General features: G+C 60.3%; 20 protein-coding genes and 1 pseudogene. 7 read left to right on the plus strand and 14 right to left on the minus strand.

Annotated elements, in window-relative coordinates:
- Positions 1–110 precede the first annotated feature (110 nt).
- Positions 111–314 (plus strand): DUF2934 domain-containing protein, encoded by a 204-nt coding sequence (locus NLM33_RS15615; protein WP_254096897.1) that lies wholly within the window; start codon positions 111–113, stop codon positions 312–314.
- Here NLM33_RS15615 and NLM33_RS15620 read toward each other — a convergent pair.
- The 4 genes from NLM33_RS15620 to NLM33_RS15635 form a co-directional block, all read right to left on the minus strand.
- A complete protein-coding gene (locus NLM33_RS15620; protein WP_254096898.1) occupies positions 306–1,568 on the minus strand; it encodes a phenylacetate--CoA ligase family protein in 1,263 nt (420 codons plus the stop codon). The two genes, NLM33_RS15615 and NLM33_RS15620, sit on opposite strands and share 9 nt — an antisense overlap.
- Positions 1,565–2,694, minus strand: a protein-coding gene (locus NLM33_RS15625; protein ID WP_254095161.1) for an IS3 family transposase whose coding sequence is annotated in 2 segments (ribosomal slippage) — positions 1,565–2,442 and positions 2,442–2,694 — 1,131 coding nt in all. Because the reading frame shifts where the segments join, the coding sequence is not laid out codon by codon here. Before NLM33_RS15625 ends, NLM33_RS15620 begins: the two co-directional genes overlap by 4 nt.
- Positions 2,695–2,753: 59 nt before the next feature.
- Positions 2,754–3,113 (minus strand): hypothetical protein, encoded by a 360-nt coding sequence (locus NLM33_RS15630; protein WP_254096899.1) that lies wholly within the window; start codon positions 3,111–3,113, stop codon positions 2,754–2,756.
- Positions 3,114–3,230: 117 nt separating this feature from the next.
- On the minus strand, positions 3,231–3,428 hold the full coding sequence (locus NLM33_RS15635) for a hypothetical protein (protein WP_254096900.1): 198 nt from the start codon (positions 3,426–3,428) through the stop codon (positions 3,231–3,233).
- Positions 3,429–3,990: 562 nt separating this feature from the next.
- Here NLM33_RS15635 and NLM33_RS15640 point away from each other — a divergent pair.
- Positions 3,991–5,508, plus strand: a complete 1,518-nt coding sequence (locus NLM33_RS15640) for an amidase (protein WP_254096901.1) — start codon at positions 3,991–3,993, stop codon at positions 5,506–5,508.
- A 3-nt stretch (positions 5,509–5,511) separates the two neighbouring features.
- On the opposite strand, the gene NLM33_RS15645 is transcribed toward NLM33_RS15640, so the two are convergent.
- Positions 5,512–6,219, minus strand: coding sequence for an ABC transporter ATP-binding protein (locus NLM33_RS15645; protein WP_254096902.1), 708 nt, complete (start codon positions 6,217–6,219; stop codon positions 5,512–5,514).
- Complete coding sequence (locus NLM33_RS15650) at positions 6,197–6,943, minus strand: ATP-binding cassette domain-containing protein (RefSeq protein ID WP_254096903.1); 747 nt, start codon at positions 6,941–6,943, stop codon at positions 6,197–6,199. The genes NLM33_RS15645 and NLM33_RS15650 overlap by 23 nt, the downstream gene beginning before the upstream one ends.
- Before the next feature lie 90 nt (positions 6,944–7,033).
- Here NLM33_RS15650 and NLM33_RS15655 point away from each other — a divergent pair, with 90 nt between their 5' ends.
- From NLM33_RS15655 to NLM33_RS15665, 3 genes are read left to right on the plus strand one after another with little or no spacing between them, the layout of a single operon-like run.
- On the plus strand, positions 7,034–8,269 hold the full coding sequence (locus NLM33_RS15655) for an ABC transporter substrate-binding protein (RefSeq protein ID WP_254096904.1): 1,236 nt from the start codon (positions 7,034–7,036) through the stop codon (positions 8,267–8,269).
- Positions 8,270–8,318: 49 nt separating this feature from the next.
- Entirely contained in the window at positions 8,319–9,179 is an 861-nt protein-coding gene (locus NLM33_RS15660; protein ID WP_254096905.1) for a branched-chain amino acid ABC transporter permease, read from the plus strand.
- Positions 9,176–10,177: a branched-chain amino acid ABC transporter permease gene (locus NLM33_RS15665; RefSeq protein ID WP_254096906.1), complete on the plus strand. Its 1,002-nt coding sequence runs from the start codon at positions 9,176–9,178 to the stop codon at positions 10,175–10,177. Before NLM33_RS15660 ends, NLM33_RS15665 begins: the two co-directional genes overlap by 4 nt.
- Before the next feature lie 434 nt (positions 10,178–10,611).
- Here the strand turns inward: NLM33_RS15665 and NLM33_RS15670 are convergent, their stop codons facing one another.
- A complete protein-coding gene (locus NLM33_RS15670; protein WP_254096907.1) occupies positions 10,612–11,295 on the minus strand; it encodes an integrase core domain-containing protein in 684 nt (227 codons plus the stop codon).
- Positions 11,296–11,725: 430 nt separating this feature from the next.
- Here NLM33_RS15670 and NLM33_RS15675 point away from each other — a divergent pair.
- Positions 11,726–12,836: pseudogene (locus NLM33_RS15675) on the plus strand (IS630 family transposase).
- Positions 12,837–14,317: 1,481 nt separating this feature from the next.
- Here NLM33_RS15675 and NLM33_RS15680 read toward each other — a convergent pair.
- The 5 genes from NLM33_RS15680 to NLM33_RS15700 form a co-directional block, all read right to left on the minus strand.
- Positions 14,318–14,479, minus strand: a complete 162-nt coding sequence (locus NLM33_RS15680) for a flavin reductase family protein (RefSeq protein ID WP_254096908.1) — start codon at positions 14,477–14,479, stop codon at positions 14,318–14,320.
- Between the two features lie 117 nt (positions 14,480–14,596).
- Complete coding sequence (locus NLM33_RS15685) at positions 14,597–15,451, minus strand: carbohydrate ABC transporter permease (RefSeq protein WP_254096909.1); 855 nt, start codon at positions 15,449–15,451, stop codon at positions 14,597–14,599.
- Position 15,452: 1 nt separating this feature from the next.
- Positions 15,453–16,397, minus strand: a complete 945-nt coding sequence (locus tag NLM33_RS15690) for a carbohydrate ABC transporter permease (protein WP_254096910.1) — start codon at positions 16,395–16,397, stop codon at positions 15,453–15,455.
- Positions 16,394–17,413 carry an ABC transporter ATP-binding protein gene (locus NLM33_RS15695; protein WP_254105812.1) on the minus strand — a complete coding sequence of 340 codons (1,020 nt, stop codon included), beginning with the start codon at positions 17,411–17,413 and terminating at the stop codon, positions 16,394–16,396. Before NLM33_RS15695 ends, NLM33_RS15690 begins: the two co-directional genes overlap by 4 nt.
- Positions 17,414–17,537: 124 nt before the next feature.
- Positions 17,538–18,878 (minus strand): extracellular solute-binding protein, encoded by a 1,341-nt coding sequence (locus NLM33_RS15700; protein WP_254096911.1) that lies wholly within the window; start codon positions 18,876–18,878, stop codon positions 17,538–17,540.
- A 1,050-nt stretch (positions 18,879–19,928) separates the two neighbouring features.
- Here NLM33_RS15700 and NLM33_RS15705 point away from each other — a divergent pair.
- A complete protein-coding gene (locus tag NLM33_RS15705) occupies positions 19,929–20,753 on the plus strand; it encodes a universal stress protein (RefSeq protein ID WP_254096912.1) in 825 nt (274 codons plus the stop codon).
- Positions 20,754–20,890: 137 nt separating this feature from the next.
- Here the strand turns inward: NLM33_RS15705 and NLM33_RS15710 are convergent, their stop codons facing one another.
- On the minus strand, positions 20,891–21,790 hold the full coding sequence (locus NLM33_RS15710; RefSeq protein ID WP_254096913.1) for an ABC transporter permease: 900 nt from the start codon (positions 21,788–21,790) through the stop codon (positions 20,891–20,893).
- A gap of 3 nt (positions 21,791–21,793) precedes the next feature.
- Positions 21,794–22,747 (minus strand): ABC transporter permease, encoded by a 954-nt coding sequence (locus NLM33_RS15715; RefSeq protein ID WP_254096914.1) that lies wholly within the window; start codon positions 22,745–22,747, stop codon positions 21,794–21,796.
- Positions 22,748–22,794 lie beyond the last annotated feature (47 nt).

A 22,794-nucleotide genomic window follows, 5' to 3' on the forward strand; every position in this document is an offset into this window, starting at 1 on the left:
CTCCCCGAAAGGAGGGGGTCAATGAGGTCAGGACACGCCCGACCACGATAGCGCCCCTGCCACGACGAGGCGAATCTTATGCTTTGGCGACTCTCTGACCTGGGGATGGATTGCTGTTCACGTTCGAACTATGGGAGCAGGCGGGCAAACCCGAAGGACGCGAAGATGAGTTCTGGCACCAAGCGCAGAGGGAATTGCAGGACGCGGAAGGGCGTGAGGACTTAAACAAAGGTGCCGACATGCGACTCCGCGTCCCCCTCGGTGGCCTGACCCAAGCGAGGCGACTGACAGCGTCCGAGCTGATATCACCTTAAGGCGACCGAAACCGATCGTCCACCAGCGCCAAGCAGTGGGACTACAGTGCGGTACTTTCCGGCGGAAGATGGAATGGGCGGTTCGGCGGCCAACTCAACAGACACGTGACCAAGCTCATGCTCATTCAACAGCTTGGTCAATTCGGAATGCACCGCTCGCCAAACCCGTTTTGGGTCAGCGTCGGCCGCGAGATATAGGCGAACGCGCAATTGTGTTGGCGCAGTCTGCACGATCTGAAACAACTCCACACCGGGTACGTGATCGATCTCAAGCGCGAGCGATGGCACTGCGACTTTCTCTCCGCGTTCGGTTTGAAAGGTGAGGATGTCGGCAGTGCGGCCCCGCACGCGGATCGCTGGAAGCGGGTTGCCGCAAGGACACGGATCAGGTCGTTGCAAGATGCGGTCGCCTAGATCGTAGCGGATGATCGGCTGCACGCGATTGGCGAGGTTGCTCACGAGGACCGTATGCGACTCCTCGCCGGGCGGAACCGGCCGATAGCTGGCATCGACGGGTTCGAGAATCACCCAATCGCTGTTGACGTGATACCAACCGTGTTCACAGCCGACGGCCATGAACAGGCATTCCGTCGCGACGTAAACGGTCCGGACCTTGGCGTGGAATGCCCTCGCGATCCGGTCGTATCCGTCCTGCGAAAGCCCTTCCGAAATCGGAAGAACCAGCACCGGCTGAATATGCAGGCGACCAGCATCCTGCTCCGCGGCCAATAGTGCCATGACGCTGGCATATCCGATGAGCAGAGCCGGGCGGTACTGATTGAGTTCGGCGACCAGATTGTGCAACGGCGCCTGCGCCGGAAGCGCCCGTAATCGTCGGGCCGACCGTTTTGTGCGGATTGCAGCAAAGCTGGTTGCGCCGATGTAATGGCCGCCCATGGCCAGCACCGACGCCGCGCGGCCGCCGCGGACGAGGAGACGAAACATGTCGCTGGCGCTCAGCCAGCCCATGATCATGCGCAGCGAAGAAGCGAGAGTGACCGTCCAATTGTGTGTGTCCAACAGAAATATTCCAGGTGTCCCGGTGCTGCCCGAAGTGGTTGCCACGGAATACTTGCCAAGGAGGCGTTGCCCGATCAGCTCAGAGAGCTGGCCCCGGTTGTTTGGACAGCGCCCCGCGAAAATTAAGTGGATTCCTGCCGGGTTATGCTGAAGGCGGGGCTTTACGATTTTGCTGTGGCGTCGGGAGGGCGTAAGCCCGACCAGAGCCGCAGCAAAATCGTTGGCGACGATCATGCGGCCGTCACCATCGTTTGCGCGCCGAAGTAAGCCTCGTCGGGCGTGCGTTCGTCAAGGCTCGAGTGAGGACGTCCTCGGTTGTAGAACGCCAGATATTTGGAAATCGATGCTCGCGCCTCGAGCACGCTGTCGTAAGCACGCAGATAGACTTCCTCGTATTTGACAGTGCGCCACAGCCGCTCGACGAACACGTTGTCGCGCCAGGCACCCTTGCCGTCCATGCTGATGGCGATGTTCGCGTCCAGCAGCACGCCGGTGAAGTCGAGGCTGGTGAACTGGCTACCCTGATCCGTGTTGAAGATCTCGGGCCTGCCGTGCTTCGCCAACGCCTCCTGGAGCGCTTCGACGCAGAATATCGTCTCCATCGTGATCGATACGCGATGGACCAACACCCGTCGGCTGAACACATCGACGACCGCCGCGAGGTAGACGAATCCACGTCGCATCGGAATGTAGCTGATGTCCATTGCCCAGACCTGGTTCGGCCGCTCGATCTTCAATCCGCGCAATAGGTACGGGTAGATCTTGTGGCCCGGTGCGGGCTTGCTCGTGTTCGGACGGCGATAGATCGCCTCGATCCCCATGCGCTTCATCAGCGTCGCGACGTGGCGGCGGCCAATCTGCATGCCCTCACGCTGCAACAGCGATCGCAGCATGCGCGCCCCTGCGAAGGGATAATCGAGGTGCAGCTCATCGAGCCGGCGCATCAAGACAAGGTCCTCGGCCGAAACCGGCCGAGGTTCATAGTAAACCGTACTGCGGGCAAGGTTCAGGACCTTCGCCTGGCGCACGACAGACAGATCATGGTCGCGGTCGATCATCGCTTTGCGCTCAGCAGGCCCGCCTTGGTGAGCGCGCCGGACAAAAAATCGTTCTCCAACGCAAGCTCGCCGATCTTGGCATGTAACGCCTTCAAATCGACCGGCGCCTCGGCCGGTCCGTTGTCCTGCCCAAACACTCCGGCGGCGCCTTCCAGGAGTTGGGTCTTCCAGGTCGTGATCTGGTTCGGATGGACATCAAACAATTGCGCCAGCTCGGCCAACGTCTTCTCCCCCTTCACGGCCGCCAAAGCCACCTTTGCCTTGAATGCCGGAGAATGCGTCCGGCGACTCCTCTTCGTCATCTTCGCTCCTGATTCGCGGCAAGAAGCCTCGCCGCTCTCAGGCAGAAAATCCACTCAAGCTACTGTCCGAATTTGCGGAGCCAGCTCGCAGGGTTGTCGACGAACCCTCGCACTGCCGCGAAACTAACCTCGCGGTCGGTGACCCAGTCGTCAAAATGACGCATGAGCTCTTGCTTGTTAGCTACCGGCAGCACGGACGAACTCTCGATCCGCTCGGGTAGACCCTGATAGAGTTCGCGACAATAGGGCGAGTTGGCGCGGGCGAAGGCGACGGCCTCGCCAAGCCGCGCGCGTTGTCGCTGCGCTATGGCGTCGAGACCTTGCCTTCTTGCGCGGTGCGCATCGAGCAATACCGATGAGATGCTTTCTCTCATGACAGGTGAACCCTCAGCAGGCGAGCGCGCGGCGATGATATTCACTCCCACTCTTGTCGTGCAGGCGCAACGCTTGCGCGCTCGACGGTTCATCCGGACGTAGATTTAGGCGCTAACTCGCGGCGTTCGCAGACTACCTTGCTGTGCACGCCGCGCGATGCGTTAACGCTCTTTTTGGATCGGCTCACTCGGTGCACGATCAAGCGGCGGGTGCGGCAGGGCGAAACCGGTCGTGCCGGGCGACGCGTCGTTCGCAGCTTGGCGTGTGTCGACGCGCTCCAGCGTCGTGACGAACGCAACCACAATCGCGATGGCAAGTGCAACGGCAAATAAAACCAACGCTGTCCGGTGCCTGTCCATGACAAGTCCCTCCTGCGGTAACGCTATAACGAACCGCCAAACCCGCGGGTTCCGCGCAAGGGCATGGATCGTCGACAAGCATAGCCTTCACACCGAGCCCACCGAGCGCGCACCCGCGCGCGAAAACCACTCGCAACGGTGGCTTTCGGCGAGACGCGCGAAAACACGCGTGTTTGCAAGGGCGTTCGGGGGAGCGGCAATCCGTAGATCGGTGGAGAAGGCTCTGTCTGGCGACAAGACCGAGGCCGCTCTGCTGGCAGACTACCGCGGATGACGATTAGTTTTCTTCATCCGGAACATCTCGTTAGATGTCTCGCCGAGCCCGAAATCGGCAAGTTGCACCGGCGCCGGCCCTCCCCCGTACCCAAACTCGCACCATGGGCGCCGTCTGAAACCCTTCGCAGCAGCGGTCCCCCGTGGTCCCCAAACGATGGAATCCGACCGGAGCTGCCTACCTGGCAAGGCCAAAAGGGATTGAAAAGCGGTCATTGCAAGGGCGACACTGCACAGCGTCCCGACGGGACGCCGAGCAAAAATGGAGGAACGCAAGAGGAGGAACGTAATGTCACCGAAGCTGCCAACCATCGACCAAATCCTCAACATCGCCGAATTCTACGGCATGCACCTCAATGAGGAGGACGCCGTATCTTTTCGCGGCCTGATGGCGGGATCAATGGCCTCTTACGCGCGCCTTGACGAGCTCGCAGAGCCGAAGCTCCCCGTCAACTACCCGCGCGCGCCTGGCTATCGTCCGAGCCTCGAGGAGAATAAATACAACGCGTGGTATTGGAAGACGGACATCAAGGGCAGCGGTGAGGGCCCGCTCGCGGGCAAATCGGTGGCGATCAAGGACAATATCTGTGTCGCGGGCGTGCCGATGATGAACGGCTCACGCGTTCTCGAGGGCTATGTGCCCGAAGTCGACGCTACTGTCGTGACCCGCATCCTCGACGCCGGCGGTACAATCGCCGGCAAAGCCGCCTGCGAAGATCTTTGCTTCTCGGCCGGCAGTCACACTTGTGCCACGGGCCCCATCCGAAACCCGCACAATCTGGAGCACAGCACCGGCGGATCATCGGGCGGCAGCGCCGCGCTGGTGGCTGCGAAGGAGGTGGATATGGCCCTCGGCGGCGACCAGGGCGGGTCCATCCGCACGCCGTCATGCTGGTGCGGCGCATATGGTTTGAAGCCAACTTGGGGACTGGTGCCAATGACCGGCGGCATGCCCATTTCCTATTCGGTCGACCACTGCGGGCCGATCTGCGGCTCAACCGAGGACGTCGCCCGGCTGCTCGCCGTCATCGCCGGCCCGGACGGCTACGATCCCCGCACGGTCGTCGCGAAGGTGCAGGACTACGTGGGCGCGCTCTCAAGGGGCGTCAAAGGAATGAAAATCGCGCTGATGAAGGAGGGTTTTGGCCACCCGACCAGCGATCGGATTACCGACGAAAAAGTCCGTGGGGCCATCGCCGAATTCAGCGCCTTGGGCGCAACCGTCGACGAGGTCTCCGTGCCGATGCATTACGACGGGCCGCACATCTGGACCGGCGTGATTCTCGAAGGCGCAGCCGAGATGATGATCAAAGGCTACGCCATGGGCAACAACTGGTCCGGCTACTACACCACCTCGTTGCAGGAGGCCTTTGCCCGCGGCTGGCAGTCGCGGCCGGACGACGTGTCTGAGACGGTGAAGCTTGTATTGATCCTCGGGGAGTACATGCACCGGCGCTACCACAACCGCTATCACGCGAAGGCGCAAAATCTGCGGGTGCTCCTGCGCAAGGCTTACGACGACGTCCTCGACGCTTACGACCTCATCGCCATGCCGACGATACCGTTCCCCGCCACGAAGATTCCGCCGGCCGACTGCTCGCGCGAGCACTACGTCGACGCCGCCCTCAACATGCAGCAGAACACGTGTCCCTTCGACGTGAGCGGCCATCCCGCCTTCACGGTTCCGTGCGGCAGGGTGGGCGGGCTGCCTATCGGCATGATGCTGGTCGGCCACCACTTTGACGAAGCGACGCTGATCAGCGCGGGCCAGGCATTCGAGCAGATCGGGGACTGGCAGAGCCGCTGAACGTCAAAGGCCCATCCGCTCAGAAATAAGCGCCCGATCGCCAAGTGCGGACGGCGCGAGTTCGTCTGTTATCCGACCCTTTTGCATGATCAAGACGCGCTGCGCCAGCGTGGCGACTAGCTTCAGATCTTGCTCCACCAGGAGGATCGTCAAGTTCCAGGCGCTGCGCAGCGCCTGCAGCCGTTCGGCGATGTCATCGACGATCGATGGCTGTACACCGTCGCTCGGCTCATCGAGCAAGACCAGGTTTGGTCGGCCCGCGAGACAGCGAGCCAGAGCCAGCACTTGACGCTCGCCGCCCGAGAGCATGCGGGCACGACGATCGAGCAGCGGCCTTAGGATCGGGAAGCGCTCCAACAGCTCCGGCACGGCGCTCGGCTCAATGACGCCGAGTTCGCCCATGCGCAGGTTTTCTCGCACAGTCAGGTCAGGGAAGACCCCCTCGCCTTGTGGAACGTAGCCTATTCCGGCGCGCGCCCGGTGAGCTGTCCGAACGCGGGTGACGTCCCGCCCATCATATCGGATGACCCCCGCACTCGCCTGCAGCTCGCCGATCAGTGTCTTCAACAACGTCGTCTTGCCCATCCCATTGTGTCCCAGCACGCCGACGAGTTCTCCGCGAACGATCGAGAATGATACGCCGGCGAGGATGCCAATACGGCCATAGCCCGCGTGCAGGTTCTCGACTTCAAGTATGGCGCGACCTGCCAAGATACACCTCGCGCACGCGCGGATCGCGTTGCACGTTTTCCATGACGCCTTCGACGAGGATGCGTCCCTGGTGAAAGACCGTGACGAATGAATTCAGCCTGCGGATGAATTCCATATCGTGCTCGACGACGACGACGCTCGCGTCGCTATTGATAACGCGGATAAGCTCGACCGTTCGCTCGATCTCATCCGCCGCCATCCCCGCCGTGGGCTCGTCAAGCAACATCAGCTTGGGGCGCTGGGCCATGACCATGCCGATGTCGACCCATTGGCGCATGCCGTGCGCAAGTGTCCCGACGGTCTGCTTGGCGACGTTCCCCAGATTGAGGCGATAGATCATCTCATGGACGGCGGCTCGGGCACCGGTCGTCGAATGCCGAAGGCGCGCCGCAAGCCACAGATTCTCTGAGACACTGAGACCCTCGAACACGCTGGGGACCTGGTTCTTGATCCCGATTCCGAGGCGCCCGATTGTGTGCGGCGCCCGGCCAGTGATCTCCTGCCCATCGAAGATGATGCGTCCGCCGCTGGCGCGAAGCTGACCGGTGACGAGCTTGAAGAAGGTGCTTTTGCCCGCGCCGTTCGGGCCGATCAAGCAGCGCAGCTCCCCGCGTCGCATCTTGAAATCCACGCCGGCGACCGCCCGGACGCCGCCGAACCACTTCTCGAGGCTTTGCGTCTCAAGCACCGACTCTTGGCTCATTTGGGCGCTCGGCGCCCTCATGAGGACTTGATCTGCATCGCGGTCCGGTGGGATAATGCAGCCGCGCGTCATAAGGCATTATAGCTGAAGCATAGGCGATGGAGAAAGCCAATGTTGACTCGCAGGACAGCGCTTTTTCAACTCAGTGCAGCGTCGCTCGGTTTGGCCCTGGCGAATATGCCGCAACGCCGCGCCGAGGCGGCGGACGAGATTATCGTCGGCAACCTGCTCGATTCCACCGGACCGATTAACATCTACGGCCTGCCGATGGTCGATGCCACGAAATTCGCGATCGACGACATCAATTCATCGGGCGGGGTCTTAGGAAAAAAACTTCATCTCGTGCAGTTCGATACGCAATCCAACAATCAACTATACACACAATACGCGACGCAACTGTTGCTCGAAAGCAAGGTCGCCGTCCTCATGGGAGGCATCACCAGCGCTTCGCGCGAAGCCGTCCGGCCGGTCGTCGACAAATATGGCGCCCCGTATTTCTACAACGAGCAGTATGAAGGCGGCGTATGCGACAAGAACGTCTTCTGCACGGGCGTGACACCGGCTCAGCAGATCGGCAACCTGGCGCCGTGGGCGGTGCAGGAGCACGGCCCCAAGTTTTATACGCTGGCGGCCGACTACAACTACGGCCATATTTCCGCGGACTGGGTGAAGGTTTACCTCCAGCAGGCGAAGGGCGAGCTCGCAGCGCAAGAATTCATTCCGCTCGACGTGGTCGATTTCGGCTCGGTCATTCAGCGCATCGAGAATGCGCGGCCGAACGTCGTGTTTTCCTTGCTGGTCGGTGGCAACCACATCGCCTTCTACCGGCAGTTCGCCGCCGCGGGTCTGAACAAGAAAATCCCGATCGTCTCGCCGACTTTCGGTCTCGGCAACGAGCAGATCGTTCTGAAGCCGGAGGAGGTCGAGGGATTGACCGTAATTTATCCGTACTTCCAGGAGCTCGACAACGAGACTAACAAGAAGTGGGTAGCCGCTTGGCGTCAACGGTACGGCGCCGACTATCCCTACATCACCGACTCGGCCAATACCGTGTGGAACGGCTGGCATCTCTGGGCCATGGCCGCCAACAAGGCGGGATCGCTCGATCCGGCCAAGGTTATTGCCGCGCTGGAGAGCGGACTGTCCTTCGACGCGCCGGAAGGCAAGATCAGGCTCGACCCGCAGAGTCATCACGTTGTGCATACGGTGCATCTTGCGAAGGTCAACGACAAGAAGGGCTTCACGATCTTCAAATCGATCGAGAACGTCGAACCCTCGGATACTAAACAGGTCTGCGACCTGATCGGGAAGCCCGACCAACACACGCAGTACACGCCGAAGTTCTGATGACAGACGGCGGCGACGGCTGATCCGTGGCCCGGAGGGTTGCAGCGGAATGGAACAGGCAGTGGTAACTGCGGTAGGCGTCTTTTTCTCGATCTCTACCCTTGTGCTGCTCGCCCTAGGCCTCGCCATCATCTTCGGCATGATGGGCGTGCTGAACCTGGCCCAGGGGGAATTCCTCACGCTCGGCGCCTACACCGTGCTCGTCGCCACCTCTCACGGGCTCTCGATCTGGGCGGGGGTTCTGCTCGCTCCGTTCGTCGTCGGTTCTATTGGAGTGATCCTCGAAAGATCGATCATCCGCTTTCTGTATGGTCGTCCGCTCGACACGATGCTGGCCACGTGGGGCCTGAGCCTGGCGCTCGTCGGCGTCATGACTCTCGTCATGGGGCCGACGACCGAAGGTATTGCGACGCCCCTCGGCAGTTTCGAAGTCGGCCGCTACCGCGTCTCCTTCTACCGGCTCGTGGTGATTGCGATCTCGGCCGGCGCGGCTCTGGCGACCTATTTGGCGCTTCGCCACACGCGCGCTGGGCTGATCGCGCGGGCGACGATGCAGTCGCCTCATCTCGTGGCGGTCTCGGGCGTCGAGCCGCAGCTCGTCTATATGGCCACGTTCGGCGCAGGAGCGGCGCTCGCCGGGTTGGCCGGCGCTGTGATGGCCCCCCTGACCGGCGTGGTCCCCACCATGGGACTTGCCTTCATCGCCAAGATCTTCATCACCGTCATGGTGGGCGGCTCCACGGTGCTGCTCGGCACCGTAAGCTCCGCCGGCGTCCTCGGGCTGGTCGAGAGCGCCGTTTCCTACGCCTCCACGCCGATCTACGGCCAGGTCACGATGCTGGCTCTGGCGATGGTGCTACTGCGCCTGCTGCCGAACGGAATGTCCGGCCTGTTTCGGGGCGGCCTATGAAGCGGGGTGAGCTGATTGGCTGGGCCGCGGCGGCGGTTGTCCTAGCCGGCCTGCCCCAGCTGTTGTCGCTGTTCCAGACGGTCCAGCTCACGGTCTTCGTCATTTTTGCAATGCTGGCGCTTAGCCTCGACTTCCTGTGGGGGATCGCCGGCATTCTGTCCTTTGGCCAGGCGGCGCTGTTCGGCGTCGGTGGATACGTTTATGGCATCGTCGGCATCGCCTTGGGGACGACCCCGTTCGGATTGATCGCGGGAATGCTTGGTCCCGCAGTCGTCGCCGCGCTCATTGGCTACGTCGCCTTCTACGGACGGGTCGGATCGATGTATCTCGCCGTAGTCACCTTGACGCTGACGCTGATCCTTTACCAGGTCATGGGCAGCACGGCGGATCCGAAATACGCGATCGGCGATGCGCGCCTTGGCGGCTACAACGGGATGACCAACATACCTTCTCTGTCCCTCGCCGGTCGTGGCGGCCCGCCGCTGGGTCCGGTGGAATACTTCTATGTCGTCGGGGGACTGCTCTTTCTCGCCTTGATATTTTGCGTCACTCTCTCCCGCGCGTCTTTCGGACGCATTCTTCAGGGCATCCGGGAGAACGAGTCGCGCATGGAGCTGCTCGGGTATGACGTTCGCTGGCGGAAGCTCCTCGCCTTTGTCATTTCTGCGGCCCTCGCCGGTCTCGCAGGGGCGCTGTTCGCGAGCTGGGGGAACTTCATAAACCCGGAGGTCTTCAGTCTGCCGCAGGCCGCAGTGGTGGTCATTTGGGTTCTGGTGGGCGGACGCGGCACACTGTGGGGCGCCATCCTGGGGACCGTCGTGGTACAATATTTAACAAGTCTCGTGGGCGAAGTCGGAGCAATCTATACCACGATCGTGCTTGGGAGCATGCTGGTCGCGATCGTGCTCTTGTTCCGCCGCGGCCTAGCGCCGGCTCTGATGGACGGCGTTGTCCGGGTCGTTCGTCGTCGGTCCGGCGGGGTTGCCGCAGGTCGTTGAATTGATGCACGGCGAAACCTAGTTCCCGGTCTGCGGCCTTGTCTTGGGAAGTAAAGGACTGTGCTCCGCCCGGCCAAGACTTACGCCGACGGGTCAGGTGGTGATCCGCCGTCAGTTAAGACGTCGATCACTACACCCGATATTTGCTCGCGTAGTGCTTTCCGAGAATCTTGCGGGTCTGCTCTGTAAGGCGCTTGTTACCAAGCGTCGGAGGCCGGTCGCTGGGCTTTCGCACCTTCGGCCAATCCGTTCCTCGTCTCCGTTTCCTTTGTAGACGCATCGCAGCAAATCGAGTCGTAACGGACCCGCCCTCATTCAAAAGACGATCTCGACGGGAATGCCGATCGAGAGGCCGAGATCGCAGTCCGCGCGCCCCTGATTGACCGCGATTTCGGCAAGGCCGTTCGAATTCTCGTACCTGTGCCTACCGTAAATCACATCCGGCCATATTGATGGTGCAGTCCGCCTAGGACCGGTCGGCATACGATATTCCCGACCCGCTCAACGCCGCGAGGAACCGGGGCATCCTTGTTCAATGACAAATGAGTGCGCGTGGCGTTGTAGTAATCTTTGTACGATAGCAGAACGTGGCGCAGATGTCGTTCGCCGAAGACTACGACATGATCAATGCATTCCCTCCGGATTGAACCGATCAACCGTTCTGCGTAGGCGTTTTGCCAGGGTGAGCGGAAAGACGTCGGGCGGTCTCGAATGCCGATCGACCGAACCCGGCGGACAAAGATCTCGCCATAAACTCGATCGCGGTCCCTGATTAAGTAACGAGGGATTTGCTCCCAGCCACAGGCTTCAGTGAGCTGATTGGCGAGCCATTCGGCCGTCGGGTGCGCGGTCACCCCAAACCACAGGATCTGCCGCCGGCCATGGCCTATGATCAGCAAACCATAGAGCAGTCGGAACGAGATCGTCGGCACGACGAAGAGGTCCATTGCGACAATGCCATCCGCATGGTTGCGAAGGAACGTCTTCCATCCCTGCGAGGGAGGGCCCCTCCTCCGCGCCATATACTTGGCGACGCTGGTCTGGCCGATCTCGATGCCGAGCTTGAGAAGCTCTCCATGGATTCTCGGCGCTCCGCACAATGGGTTGGCGATGCTCATCTCGCGGATCAGCCGGCGAATTTCCAACGGTACAGTTGGTCACCCGCAGCGGTGCCGCGATTTCCAGCGCCAATACGATCTGAAACCGGCACGGTGCCAACGGATGACGGTACCCGGCGTCACAATCGTGAACGCCTTGATGGTATTTGGCACCAAACGATACAGACCAACAAAGATCAGGCGATCCATCGCACTTAAGGGCACTCTCTTCGGCACATGCCGTCGCTGGATGTTAAGTTGATGACGAAGGATCAGGATCTCAGCTTCCAACGAGACCCGCGACCGGAACAATAGGACCAGCACCGACCAGACCAGGCTGTAAGCTTCTCTCATGAGACAGAAGCATTGCGCGATTCGACCTCACGTACCAGATGGATTAGGGTTTCCGACAGGGACAGCCAAGGATGGAGGCACAGCGACGGAGTCTCCAATGGCGGTCCAGCAACTTGCTCCCCTGATATTGAGCGCTGATGAGCGTGCCGAACTGACGTCGCTGACGATGCGGCGGAAGACGGCGCAGGCGCTGGCTCTGAGAGCCCGGATTGTGCTGACCTGTGCGGAGGGTGGTCAGAACACGGAAGTGGCGGCCAAGCTGGGGCTGGACCGGCAGACCGTAGGCAAGTGGCGGCGGCGTTTTATGGAGCAGCGTGTGGCCGGGCTGCACGACGAGCCGCGCTCCGGCGCGCCGCGCACGATTGACGATGCCCGCATCGAAGCCGTGATCGTGAGGACGTTGGAGAGCTGCCCTGAGAACGCTACTCATTGGAGTTCCCGCGACATGGCGAAGACCAGCGGCCTATCGGTGTCGACGGTCCAACGCATCTGGCGGGCCTCCGGGCTCCAGCCGCACCGGATGGAGACGTTCAAGCTCTCGACCGATCCGAACTTCGTGGCCAAAGTGCGCGATGTCGTGGGCCTCTACGTCTCACCGCCGGAGCACGCCATCGTTCTGTGTGTGGATGAGAAGTCCCAAATCCAGGCGCTGGACCGCAGCCAGCCGATGCTGCCGATGCGTCCCGGCCAGGCGGCCCGAAGGAGCCATGACTACAAATGGCATGGCACCACATCGCTGTTCGCCGCCCTCGATATTGCGACCGGACGAGTCATTGGCAAGTGCTACGGGCGCCACCGCACCGCCGAGTTCCGCAAGTTCCTTGACGAGATCGAAGCTGCCGTACCGCGCGAACTCGACGTCCATCTCGTCATGGACAATTACGTCACGCACAAGACCCCAATGATCCGCAGATGGCTGGCCAAAAGGCCGCGTTGGCACGTGCACCTGACCCCGACCAGTTCGTCATGGCTCAACCAAGTCGAGCGCTTCTTCGCGCTCCTCACCGATACGAAGATCAGGCGCGGCGTCTATCGCAGCGTGGCCGCTTTCAGGGCGGACATCGCCTCGTTCATCGAACGACACAACGCCGATCCCAAACCGTTCCAAATCCGCCGATGACATCCTTGCTTCCATCGAGCGCTTCTGCCGTTACAATGCCCCGGCAAAACACGCCCCGATGTTGCGAACTTCTGGTTCAGGACACTAGCGTAATAACGCCAGCAGCCACCACGACAATAACGACGACAGTGGCAAGCGTCTCGATCGAGGCCAAGGTCTCGTACCATTTGTTCCAAAGCTCAAGCATGCGCCGGCCTCTATCGAGAGCGTACCCACGATCGATAAAATCCGCTCTTAAAAAGGACGTGCCTTTGCGACCAAAAACACAATGCTACCTATCGTCGCGCGGGTTTTGACCGCGCGGCAACATGACTTATGCGGCACCGATACGCAGGCCGCCATATCGAGCGAAGGTCGATTCCAATTGCCGCACAGCTGGCCCCGCCTGATCTTTTTCCCTGATCAAGCCATTCGTGAAAACTGGGAATCGTCTCTGACGCAGTAGGCGCGATGAAACACAACAAGAATGATAAATGCCCCAAAGCAGGCATCAACAGCCCAACTCCTCGTAGGCTCCCGCCGCTCCGGCAGCGACGACGAGCCACGTTGATTTTCAGGCCGCCTGGGGCCCACTGTCGATGAAGGGAGCGCGCATTCGCGCAGCGTGCCGATTTCAGGAGGTGTCCCACTGGCGTCTGGCCGGGGCGGCAGAAACGGCGTTCAGCCACCTCCAGCGCAAAAATAAAGGCTTTCGGTCTGGCGCCGGTCCTTCATAGGGGATCGCCGATGACGCCTTTCAGCCGTTCCTTGGCAAGCAGCGTGGCTGGTTGCGGCTGCGGGGCCGCTCAACTTGAAGCCGCGGGTGAACAATCGACGTGGATCCTGTCCGCTGTCGATGAACTCAAGACTACGCCCCCGCAGACCGGAGAGGCCGCGGCACGCGAACTAACCGCTCTCAAGACGATGGTCGCCAATCGAAACGTTTCCGAAATCGCGCAGGCGCGGGGGTGGGACGTTGGCGGACCGGTCTATCGCTGGAATGAAGTCGCCGTGAGGGAGATGCTGACACACTCCGCTACGGTGCCGCTCGCGCCGCGAAATCTTGCCCTTGTTCACGCCGCCGTTCACGATGCCGTGGTGAGCGCCCTTGCGAACAAGAAGAGGTACACTCGTGAGCGACCGTTTGCCGTCGATCCTCAGATCGCCGCTGTACTGCCAGTCCCGAGCAGTGGATCATATCCATCTGATTTCGGCGCAGGAAGCCGTTCGGTCCCAGCGCCGACAGCACCTCATCGCCAATCATGTGAAACGTGTCTGCGCCGCCCGGCGCGGCCACAATGAGGCAGCCGACGTTCTTCGCAGCCTCGACGACAGATGCGTAGTACTTCCACGCGAACTCGGGCTTCTCACTGCGGGAATGATAGCAGACGTCGCCTCGTCTCCTGGCGCAGCGGCCACATGCGTGTCGCCGATGGCGAATGCACAATTGCCATCGATGAGAACACGCTCGTTGACCGGCGTCGCGCCAAAGAGCTGACGCCCACGACTCGAAGGCACTGGATCGCGGTCCGGGCGCAACACTTGAAATCGTTCCGACTGCTGTCAGGCTGGATCGGCCAGCACAACGTGTCAGCCACGGCGAAAATAAATCAGGTTATCTGCACAGTCCGATCTCTGCAGTGCCACCACCACTTCACGCGTACCCGCCTTAGCGACATCGATGATGCGGCAGTCGATGGCGGGCGCGCGATCGGCAAGAATCGGCGCGCCGGTCTCCGGCGTCGACCACACCGCCTCCCAAATCGTTCGTCGACCGGAACCCTGGCCCCGGCATTCCGGGACTTTTGCGACACACTCTGCCAAAACCTGACATGGTATCGTGACGCGGAGCGTATCCGGTTTCGCGCGTCACTTGATCGCTCCCATGGTAAAGCCAGCTACGAAACGAGCGACGAAGAAATTATAGATGACCGCAATTGGCACGCTCGCGATCAGGCAGGCCGCCATCATCGAGCCCCAGAAATAGACGTCGCCCCGCACAAGAAAGGTCGGCACTCCGACGCTCACCGTATAGCTCGACGACGCTGTGATAAACGTGACGCCATAGACAAACTCTTGCGTCACTAAAGTAAAGGCGAAGATCACCGCCGTCAGTATTCCGGCGGCCGAAATCGGCATCACCACCTTGATGAATGCCCCGAAACGACTCAGCCCGTCGATCATGGCAGCATCCTCGAGATCGCGCGGGATCGCCTTGAAGAAACCCATCAGAAGCCAGGTACAGAACGGCACGGTGAAGCTCGGATAAACAAGGATGAGCGACCACACCGAATCCTGCAATCCCAGTATCGCGATGATGCGCGAGAACGGGATGAACAGGATCGTCGGCGGTACCAGATAAGTGAGGAAAATAGTGACGCCCAGGGTTTGCGCCCATGCACCGGCGATGCGCGCGAGCGCGTAGCCTGCCGGGACTGCGAGCACGAGCGTGATGATCACGACGGCCACTCCGACGAAGCCGGTATTCAACAGCCATTGCAGATACTGCGTGTCCTCGAACAGCACCGACAGATGCCTTAGTGTCGGTGGGTCGTTGAACAAATAAGGGTTGTTTTCGGTATTGTGCAGGTCCTGCGTGGTTTTGAACGTGGTGATCAGCATCCAGTAGAACGGGAACGCAAGGAAGGTCACAAAGAAAGTCAGGATGGCAGCGTGGCCGGCCTGCTTGGCAATACGACGTCCGCTGGCTGATCGAGGGGTCATCTCACGTAACCTCCGTGCGCCGGGCGAGCCACAGGAATAGGATGGCAACGCCCGCGAGAACAGGAAATAGGAATAGGGAGATGGCCGCGCCTCCTGCAAGATCACCTCCCTGAATGCCGGTGAAATAGGCCCAACTGGCAATGACTTGCGTGGTGTCGTAAGGACCGCCACGCGTTAGAACGAACACGACGATCAAGTCGGTGAAGGTGAAGATGATGCCGAACAACAACGCCACCAGCGTAATCGGCAAGATCAACGGCGTTGTGATCTGGAAATGATGGCGCCAGAACCCGGCGCCATCCACTTCTGCCGCGTCGTGGATGTCTTGCGGGATCGACGACAGGCCGGCCAGGATGATCACGGTCGCCAGCGGAAGAATGCGCCAGACATTGACGGCGATGATCGACGCCTTTGCCAGGGTTGGTTGGCCGAGCCAGATCGGCCATTCGTTCGGTCCGAGCAGACCGGCTGCGCGCGCCGTCCAGTTGATGACGCTGTAGATCGAATCGAAGATCCAGAGCCAACCGATGCTGCCAAGCGAGATCGGCGCCACCCACGGCAGCAGAATCAACAGACGAACCAGCCATTTGCCGCGGAAATCGATGGCAAGCGCCGTCGCCAGAATATTGGCGAGCACCATGACGAAAAACTGGGAGACGACGGTGATGACGATTGTATTCTGCAGCGAAAGCCAGAAAGTGCGGCTGTCGACGATCCGCCGGAAATTTTCCAGCCCGACGAAGTGCGCCTCCTGGCCGGCGACCGTCGCGCTGGAAAGGCTGTAATAGATCGAAAGCAGGAAGGGAAAGCCCACCAGCAGAACAATGTAGAGGATCGCGGGCGCCAGCATGGCGCGCCACAGCCAGCGGTCGTTATCGGCAAGACGCGACAGGAAGCGGTCCTGCGCGCGGGTCCTGCGAGCCGTCCCCGCGATGATTGACGTCACGTCGCACCTCCGTCGATGCGCCGCCCGCTCTCCTTGTCGAAGCGGGCGATGTCCAAGCGCCGCACAACAAAATCGTAGACCTCGCCGGCTTTAATATGGGTGCGGACGTTCGACGGGATCTTGGAGATCACGTGCGCCTCGGGTATGCGGCCGTCGATGACGCCGTAAACCAAGCGGTCAGCACCGAGATACTCGATGCGTGTGACGCGAAACGGAAAGTCGACGATGTTGCCATCCGGTTCAACTTCCTTCGGCAGGAACGCTTCCGGCCGGAATCCGATCCAGGTCTTGCTATCCTCGATCAGATTCATCGGCGGTGATCCGATGAACGTGGCGGCGAAGGTATCGGCCGGCGAGCCATAAATCTCGTGCGGAGTGCCGATCTGGTGGACACGACCTTGATTGAGAACAGCGATGCGGTCGCCCAAGCCCATGGCTTCGGCCTGATCATGGGTGACGTAGATGGTGGTGGTGCCAAGGCTGCGCTGAAATTGCTTTAGCTCGTCGCGCGCCGAGTTGCGCAGCTTGGCATCGAGATTCGACAGAGGTTCGTCAAGAAGGAAGACGACTGGCTCACGCACCACCGCGCGCGCAAGAGCGACGCGCTGCCGCTCTCCGCCCGACAACTGACGCGGCTTGCGGTCAAGCAAGCCTTGAATGCCGAAGACCTGGGCCGCCCAGGCGACCTTCTTGCGGATTGCTTCTTTTGGCACGCCGACTGCACGCAGCGGAAACGAAATGTTCTTCGCGACGGTGAGGTGCGGATAGAGTCCGTAACTTTGGAACACCATGGCGACATTTCGTGCGCGCGGCGGGAGCCCGGTCACGGTGCTTCCATCAATCACAACGTCACCTGAGGTTGGTCGCTCAAGGCCGGCGATCAAGCGCATCAACGTCGTCTTGCCGCATCCCGATGGGCCGAGCAGAACCAGGAACTCTCCTTCCTTGGCGACGAGGTCGATGCTGTCGACAGCACGGACCTCGTCGAAAAGCTTGGTGAGACGACGTGTTTCCACAATGGCCAAGCGCGACTCCCGATTGCCCACCCTGCGAAGCGGTTCACCGGAACGGCCTCGGTGCCAGGCACGGTCCGTTGGGCTCAGAACTCGTGTGCCCCAACGGCAATGCCCAGCGAGACGATCAGATCATCTTCCGATCTTTCCATTTCGCCCAGATCGCCTTCATCTTGACCTCCGCGCGTTTGAGAGCGTCCTCCGGAGTCTCGGCGCCTGCCGCTGCTTCGGCGAACATCGTATTGATCACCCAGGTATTGAACGTTTCGTCGATCGCAGCACTGGAATAGCCGGGATAGCCGACGTTGGTTGCCCAATCGAGCACGTCCGAGAGGACCGCGTACTTGTCCGGCGGCACCGCCTTGGAATCCTTGGAGATGGTCTGTGCGAGATCTGGCACCGTATCTGAGAAGCAGGGAAAGTTGTAGAATTCGCTCGCCATGAACGCGCTCTTGAAGCTGTCGACGTAATCGACTAGGAATCTCTTGGCACCATCGATGTTCTCGGAAAACTTCCAGATCAGATAGCAGCTCATCAGGTGTTCGAGTCCGATTTGGCGGACCGGACCTTTCGGCGGCTTGGCAAGGGCGATCTTCTCGTGGATCGGAAGCGTGTCGTTTTCGCCGGCGCGCGTGATCGAAATCGCATTGAGCACCAGCGACGATCGACCGGCGAGCATCTGCCGGTTATTGGACGACGCATCCCAGGCAAACACTTCCGGCGTTTCGGTTTCCTGGAACAGCGCCTTGACGAATTTGAGCGCTTCGAGGGTTTCCCTGGTATTGATGGCGAGGTTGCCCTCGGCGTCCTGCTCGTGCGCGCCGAACGAGTACATGATCGCCCGCATGGCCATCGCCGTGTCGATCTCGGCGGAAAGACCGATGCCGACCGGAATGCCGGTCTTGTCCTTGATCTTCTTGCCGCCGACGCGGGCGTTGTCCCAGGTGTCGGGCTTCATGCCGATTTCTCCCCATAGGTCCGAGCGGTAGTTGACGGGATCCGGCACAAAGCTGTCAGAGAATGCGAAGTATTTCTTGGTCCTGGGGTTGTAGGTGCTCTTGACCGCGAGATCGATCGGCTTGCCGTGCTTCGCCGCGCACTCGGCATAGACCTCCGTCATGTCGACGACCTGCTCTTCGAAGACCGACGGTGGCGCGAGGAACATCACGAGGTCGTGGCCCTTTTGCGCCGAAACTTCTGCCGCTGCGCGTGAAGGGATCAGGGCGAGGTTGATGTTGTCGACGATGACCTCGGTGCCGTTCTTGGCACCCCATTCCTTGGTGTAGGTGTTGTTGAACCACTTGTCGTAGCCGGGAACGAAGTGACTCCATTGCAGGATCTTCAGCGTCTTGGCAGCCCGGGCCGGCGCAACGTGGAAATAAGGTCCGACGGCTGCGGCTACACCTACAGCGGACTTGATGACGTCGCGGCGCGAAAGGCCGAAGCGACGAGATGCACGGGATGACATGTTTCCCTCCCATTGCTTGACGGTTCAGCGGGAGGTTGTGTGCCGGTCAACAGCAGGACGAGACTCCCGCTGACATTAGCTGACAATAATTATCCCACGATCAGGAAATGTTGACAACGCAGCAACCGTGCTTCCATCCAAGAACGCTGTTGCCCGATGCAGCGGAATTTCTGCCTGACAATCAGGCCCGGCTAGTCGCGCATGATCCTCGGGTCGTGGTGGCGCGCTCGATTTTCGCGCCGACTCCCGGGTCCATTCCGTATCGCAATCTTGCCAAAGGATGGATACGTCAGAAGCGTGCCTAATTCCACGCGCAGCAAATTCGTAAATTATCTCGATATTTCAATACCATAGGACCAGCACTCCATTCTAAGCGATGCGCCATTCCTGAAGCAGGTCCGACGTCTCCTCCGGCCGGACCAGCCGAGCACTTCGGCAGACCATGACCTGCAACCCAAGCCGCGCCGGGTTTCTGCGGGCGCGCCAGCGGAAGCCAAGCCCTAGGACGGTCAGGCGCGCTTCGGCGCGGTGACGATTTGTCACTTCTAGGCACCGGGTCCTGATCAACAGAAGTCTCTTCGCCTGCCCTCCGATAACGTCGCCGCAAAAAATGCGGGCCACATTCGACTGGGTTGTTGAGGAAGAGTCGATTTCCGCTATGCGAACGGATTTGAGGCCGTAGCCGTGTCGTGATTGATCCAGATCTTCGCCTAGTGCCCTTAGCGCAGATGCAACGAGAGGGACTCACACGCAAAAGTTTGAGGGCAATTTGCTCCGACCGGGAAGTTGGAGAGTGACTCGGGACGGCAGGCAAATCCGACACCGTCAGACGGCGAGCAAAGCCAGCAACGCAGAGCCACTAGGAACGCTGAGAGCTATTACTATATCGAAAAGGCAGGGAGGTGAGACATCGCCAGCTTGTCGCTGGGTGCGTGGCCGGCTCCATTCGCCCTGGCTACGCCGGGCTCGCTACCTGGATAATCATCATGCTTAGAAGATAGACACTGTAAACGGCGTCGACAAGCGATCACCCAAACTGGAGGCAGACACATGATCAAGGATATTCTTGTCAACCTGTCCTACGGGACATCGCAAGATGGAGTTTCCAATTACGCCTATTCGGTTGCGGAAACATTCGGCGCACACATCGTGGGGATCGCCTTTGCCTACCCGGCAATGGCTGGTGGCGTTGGCTTGCCGACAGGCTTTAGCCGAGCCCCGGAAGCGGAGGCTCAGGAACGCGCAGATTCCGTGGCCGCCGCCTTCGACGAGGCGGCCCGTCGCGCCGGCGTTTCAGCCGAGACGCGCAGGATTGAAGCTGGCACTGGCGACGTACCAACCCAGTTTGCGCATATCGCAAGACGATTCGATCTTTCCGTCGTTGGCCAATTTGAAGGCGGCAGGGATCATTCGGCCAAAAATATGGTCATTGAGGCGACGCTGTTTGAATCGGGAAGACCAGTACTCATCGTTCCTGTTATACAGAAGGATCGCCTCAAGCTCGATCATGTCATGGTGTGCTGGGATGGCAGCCGGGCAGCCGCGCGAGCGGTCGCCGATGCCATGCCGTTTCTTACCCGCTCTGGCAAGGCGAGTATTGTTGTTGCGGACATTCAGAGCGTGAAGAGCACAGATCTTCCGGGAGCGGATATCGCGACCCATCTGACCCGTCACGGAGTGAACGTCACGATTGAGCGCATTCCCGTCAGCAAGATCGACGTTTCAAATGCAATCCTGTCATATGCAGCCGATACATTTCCCGATCTCATTGTCATGGGCGGGTACGGACATTCCCGGCTGCGCGAATTTATTCTTGGCGGGACGACACGTGGTATGCTTGCCTCGATGACAAAACCCACATTGATGTCGCACTGAGCGGAGACTCAAACCGACGAGCATCAATGTTTGTCGAGACACCTCGCAAAAAATGCCGACGCAAAGCCGAACGTCTCCCCGACTGACGACCTACGCAACGGGAGACCGAACCGGTGGTGTCGGAGCTTAAAGCATGGCTACACCTTGAAGCGTGGATCGAGGTAGTCACGCAAGCTGTCGCCGAACAAATTGAAGGCGAATACTGCAACGCTGATAGCAACGCCCGGGAACAAGATCATCCACGGCGCCTGACGGTAGAAATCAGCGGCGTTGCCCGACAGCATCAGGCCCCAGGCCGCGGTCGGTTCCTGCACGCCGAGTCCCAGGAACGACAGCGATGCCTCCGCCAGGATCGCCTGCGCGACGAACGCGGTCAGCATGATGAGGTACGGCGCGACCACGTTCGGCGCCATGTGCCGAAAGATGATCCGGGTGTGCGAATAACCCGCGGTACGCGCCGCGTCGACATAGGGCATGCCCCGCACCGACAGAGCCGCCGCGCGCACCACGCGCGCGACGCGCGGCACGATCGGGATGGCGATGGCGAAGATCAAGTTTACGTCGATGCCCACCACGAGCAGCTTGCCGAACGCCGCCACCACGACGAGGGCGAGTACGATGATTGGAAACGCCAAAAGCACATCCACCGCGCGCTGGATCCAGTTGTCGATCCGGCCGCCGAAATAGGCCGATGCGATGCCGAGAATGGCACCGACCGAGGAGCCAACGAAAGACGAGGTGAAACCGATCACCAGAGCCGTGCGCGAGCCATAGATCAGGCGCGAGCAGATGTCGCGACCGAAGGCGTCCGTGCCGCACCAATGATCCCACGATGGCGCGGCAAGCAGCGAAGCAAAATCGACCGCTAACGGATCATATGGCGCGACCCATTCACAGAAAATCCCGGCGATCAGCATCGCGCAGATGATGATGAAGCTGGTGGCCCCAAGCGGCTGCTGACGGCAGAATTCCGCAAATGCCCTGAGTTTCCGGACTTCCGACATCGGCGCAGGCAGAGTGGGGGTGATTATCGACACGGATCACCAATACCTGATGCGCGGATCGAACACGGCATAGAGCAGGTCGACCAGCAGATTGACGAATACGTAGAACGCGGCGATCAGCATCACCATGCCTTGAATCAGCGTAAAGTCGTTGCGCGACACACTTTGCACGAAGAGCATTCCGATGCCGTTGAGATTGAACACCTGCTCCGTTACCACGAGCCCGCCGATCAGGAAGGTGAATTCTAGGCCGATGACAGTGATCGCCGGCAACAAGGCGTTGCGTAATGCGTGGCGCGAGATCACAAGCCTCTCGTACACGCCTTTGGCGCGCGCGGTCCGGATGTAGTCTTCGTTGAGTACCTCGAGCAGAGAGGAGCGGATCATACGCGCCGTCACCGCACAGTAGCGGTAACCGACAGCAAGCGCAGGCCAGATCAGCTGGGTCAGATTGGCGATGGGATCGACGTAGATCGGCGTAAAGGTGATCGGCGGTAACCAGTTGAAGGCGGCGAGCAGAGCCGACATGATCAGCATGCCGAACCAGAACGCGGGAATCGAAATTCCGCCGATCGTGGCTATTCGCATCAGATAGTCGATCCAGGTGTCGCGAAAAAGCGCGGCCATTGTGCCCAATGGAATGGCAATCAGCACCGCAAAGATCGTCGCCATGATCGCGACCTGCAGCGAGAGTTCAAGCCGAAGCGAGATCTCTTCCATCACCGGCCGTTCAGTCCACATCGATTTGCCGAAATTGAGCGTTGCGACGCCCACCATCCAGTCCTTGAATTGAATGACGAGTGGCTTGTCGAGGCCGAGCTTGTGGCGCTCCATTTCGATTGTTTCCTGCGAGACGGCCCCGCCGTCACCGCGCAGTTTCACCTCGACGATATCGCCAGGAACGATGCGCAGCATCAAGAAGACTAGGATCGCCACGCCGAGCAGCGTGGGGATCGCTAGCAGCACACGGTTGATCGTGTAGCGGAGCACGTTGCGATGCCTTCGTTCCGTTTTCGACCTCGTTCTTGTGCGATAGG

Origin of the sequence: Bradyrhizobium sp. CCGUVB1N3, assembly GCF_024199925.1 — a bacterium.
GTDB lineage: Bacteria > Pseudomonadota > Alphaproteobacteria > Rhizobiales > Xanthobacteraceae > Bradyrhizobium.

Coding starts and splice junctions, on each gene's coding strand:
- NLM33_RS15620 (WP_254096898.1), bottom strand. CDS start 1,568: ATGATCGTCGCCAACGATTTTGCTGCGGCTCTGGTCGGGCTTACGCCC.
- NLM33_RS15705 (WP_254096912.1), top strand. CDS start 19,929: ATGATCAAGGATATTCTTGTCAACCTGTCCTACGGGACATCGCAAGAT.
- NLM33_RS15635 (WP_254096900.1), bottom strand. CDS start 3,428: ATGGACAGGCACCGGACAGCGTTGGTTTTATTTGCCGTTGCACTTGCC.
- NLM33_RS15660 (WP_254096905.1), top strand. CDS start 8,319: ATGGAACAGGCAGTGGTAACTGCGGTAGGCGTCTTTTTCTCGATCTCT.
- NLM33_RS15700 (WP_254096911.1), bottom strand. CDS start 18,878: ATGTCATCCCGTGCATCTCGTCGCTTCGGCCTTTCGCGCCGCGACGTC.
- NLM33_RS15650 (WP_254096903.1), bottom strand. CDS start 6,943: ATGAGGGCGCCGAGCGCCCAAATGAGCCAAGAGTCGGTGCTTGAGACG.
- NLM33_RS15670 (WP_254096907.1), bottom strand. CDS start 11,295: ATGAGCATCGCCAACCCATTGTGCGGAGCGCCGAGAATCCATGGAGAG.
- NLM33_RS15655 (WP_254096904.1), top strand. CDS start 7,034: ATGTTGACTCGCAGGACAGCGCTTTTTCAACTCAGTGCAGCGTCGCTC.
- NLM33_RS15665 (WP_254096906.1), top strand. CDS start 9,176: ATGAAGCGGGGTGAGCTGATTGGCTGGGCCGCGGCGGCGGTTGTCCTA.
- NLM33_RS15685 (WP_254096909.1), bottom strand. CDS start 15,451: ATGACCCCTCGATCAGCCAGCGGACGTCGTATTGCCAAGCAGGCCGGC.
- NLM33_RS15640 (WP_254096901.1), top strand. CDS start 3,991: ATGTCACCGAAGCTGCCAACCATCGACCAAATCCTCAACATCGCCGAA.